The following is a 2225-nucleotide window of genomic DNA, read 5'->3' on the forward strand; positions in this document are numbered from 1 at the left end:
GAGCTCCCCCTCTCTAGTCGTAGGCAGCTTCAGATGTTTATCAGAGACAGGTTCTTTTCATCAAAGAAAAAGAAAAGTGTCCTGAAGCTGTGGATGCCCATTGCAGGATTGTAGTCTGCAGCGGCCCAGAAGAGTTTAATAAGCCCTATGCTTTGGCTGTTTTGCACAAGGTAGGCAAGATAGCGCCAGGAAAATACGACAAGTTTCTCTGCGGCGACACAGGCACGCCGTCCCCTGTCTGGATTGCAGATTTGGATGACTATCAGGTGGTTACCGTTTTTGGGGCAACGGTGAATCCTAGGAAAACATATCTTGAAAACCTTGAGAGAAGAGCAGTTGGCTTTGCTCAAATCTGGCCATTCCAGTAGCAGAACGTTAGAAGAGGCTCAACATGTCGAGAAGGAAAATCAACGTCAAAGCTCTAACAAGTCTAATCACAGCTTTAATCAACGGCTCAATCACACTGGCCATCTTACTGATTGCCCCTTTGGGATTGGCAGCCGTAATTACAAACACGATCCTTGTCATGATTGCTAGCTTCTTTTCGGGCAGTCTGGCCGAGATCGTGATGGGTTTCTTGTCAAGTCCTGAAATTGATGTGGAGATTTTACCGGAGCGTGGCCGCTCTAAACCCGGCAATGCCATAGATCAGAGGCGAGGCGCTGAAGATCTGCGTCGTCATGACGAATAATGCGAACTTTATATGTCTCTCAGCAGGGGTGTAGGCTAAGCCTTAAGCAAGAGTTCGTAATGGTCTATTTGGGCGAGTCGCTCTTGCAGGAGGTGCCTCTACCCTTGCTGGAGCAAATTTTAATCTTTGGCCGATCCCAGGTCACCACAGACGTAGTGAGAGCGTGTCTGAGGCGGAATATTCCTATTGCCTATCTCTCCCGGCTAGGCTATTGCTATGGTCGCCTTGTTCCTATAGAGAGGGGGTACCGCCGCTTAGCTCATTTGCAACAAGCGCTCCCTGAAGAATGGCGATTGCAAACGGCAGCCCAGATGGTGCGAGCCAAGCTGCTCAATAGCCGGGTGCTGCTGATGAGACAGCTCAGGCAACGCCCCACTGAAACAGGGGATCTGACCCTGCGCAGTCTGGAACATTTGGCTGCTCAAGCTCTTGAGGCCAAGTCTCTAGATCAATTGCGGGGCATTGAAGGAGCGGCTGCGGCTCTGTATTTCCCGGAATTGGGAAATTGCCTTCAGCAAAGGGGCTTTGTTTTGCTTAACCGCACTCGACAGCCGCCCACTAACCCGGTTAATGCCATGCTCAGCTTTGGCTACATGGTGCTCTGGAACCATCTATTAACCCTGATTGAGCTGCAAGATTTGGATCCCTATCAGGGTTGCTTGCACGCTAGCAGTGAACGCCATGCTGCTCTGGTTTCGGACTTACTGGAAGAATTTCGGGCGCCTATTGTAGATTCAATAGTCCTCTGGCTGATCAACAAGGGCATTATGAACATCGAAGAAGACTTTGAGTATCGCGATGGTGGCTGTTTTCTAAGTGATAGTGGCAGGAAAAAGTACCTTACAGCTTTCATCCAAAGAATGGAGGGATCCATCCAGACCCCTGACGGAGATCAACCCCGCTGGGATCTGCTAACGCAGCAAGTTAAAAAGTTTAAGCAATCCGTCTATAATCCTCAAGATTTGTACCAGCCCTACCGGATTCGCTGATGTTTCTTTATGTTGTTACCTACGATACTCCCTGCGACAAGCGACGCAAGAAAATTGCCGACCTGCTAGAAGGCTACGGCAAGCGCGTGCAATACAGCGTGTTTGAGTGCGTCCTCGACAAAGACAAGTTCGAGGAGCTCAAACTGCGGCTCCGCAAGAAGATCAAGCCCGAGGAAGACAGCGTCCGCTTCTATCCGCTCACTAGCTATGTCCTCGCCCAGGTGGAAATCTGGGGTGGGCCTGCCCTGACTGCACCCCCCAGCTCGGTCATTGTGTAGCTCAGGCAAGTCTCTTCCTACTTAAGCACTCGGTGTTTCCAAAAGCACACTCAAACGGTATCAACGCCTGCGCGAGCGATCCGCCAAAAGCCGCAAAGGCCGATTCTTTCGTCCGATCCCTCGACGCCTTGCGCCACAAGGCTTTCCGGCCCCAAAGCCCCCTCGCCAGCACCCTTTTTGCCGACTTTTTTCCGGATCCCTCGCAAATGGGTCTTGCATTCCTTGCCCTGCTTGGGTTTAATAGGGGTGGAGTTCCCCCTTCGGGGG

Annotated in this window: 5 protein-coding genes; 3 read left to right on the forward strand and 2 right to left on the reverse strand. The window is 51.3% G+C overall.

Annotation, left to right across the window (positions count from 1 at the left end; genetic code table 11):
- Positions 1-29 precede the first annotated feature (29 nt).
- Positions 30-350, reverse strand: coding sequence for a hypothetical protein (locus tag NW838_RS14185; RefSeq protein ID WP_414428256.1), 321 nt, complete (start codon positions 348-350; stop codon positions 30-32).
- A gap of 41 nt (positions 351-391) precedes the next feature.
- Here NW838_RS14185 and csx18 point away from each other — a divergent pair, with 41 nt between their 5' ends.
- Genes csx18 through cas2 form a run of 3 tightly spaced genes read left to right on the forward strand, consistent with a single transcriptional unit; the run spans position 392 to position 1958 of the window.
- Positions 392-691 (forward strand): CRISPR-associated protein Csx18, encoded by a 300-nt coding sequence (gene csx18 / locus NW838_RS14190; RefSeq protein ID WP_414357353.1) that lies wholly within the window; start codon positions 392-394, stop codon positions 689-691.
- Entirely contained in the window at positions 691-1680 is a 990-nt protein-coding gene (cas1, locus tag NW838_RS14195) for a CRISPR-associated endonuclease Cas1 (RefSeq protein ID WP_414329661.1), read from the forward strand. The genes csx18 and cas1 overlap by 1 nt, the downstream gene beginning before the upstream one ends.
- Positions 1680-1958 (forward strand): CRISPR-associated endonuclease Cas2, encoded by a 279-nt coding sequence (gene cas2 / locus NW838_RS14200; protein WP_414329659.1) that lies wholly within the window; start codon positions 1680-1682, stop codon positions 1956-1958. Before cas1 ends, cas2 begins: the two co-directional genes overlap by 1 nt.
- Before the next feature lie 50 nt (positions 1959-2008).
- Here cas2 and NW838_RS14205 read toward each other — a convergent pair.
- The coding region (locus NW838_RS14205) for a hypothetical protein (RefSeq protein ID WP_414428257.1) at positions 2009-2225 on the reverse strand (217 nt) is incomplete at its 5' end.

The organism is Synechococcus sp. R55.2 (assembly GCF_047462075.1).
GTDB lineage: Bacteria > Cyanobacteriota > Cyanobacteriia > Thermostichales > Thermostichaceae > Thermostichus.

What these genes read in the sequence shown, in the direction of transcription:
- csx18 (WP_414357353.1), top strand. Translation starts at nt 392, where the DNA reads ATGTCGAGAAGGAAAATCAACGTCAAAGCTCTAACAAGTCTAATCACA.
- cas1 (WP_414329661.1), top strand. Translation starts at nt 691, where the DNA reads ATGCGAACTTTATATGTCTCTCAGCAGGGGTGTAGGCTAAGCCTTAAG.
- cas2 (WP_414329659.1), top strand. Translation starts at nt 1,680, where the DNA reads ATGTTTCTTTATGTTGTTACCTACGATACTCCCTGCGACAAGCGACGC.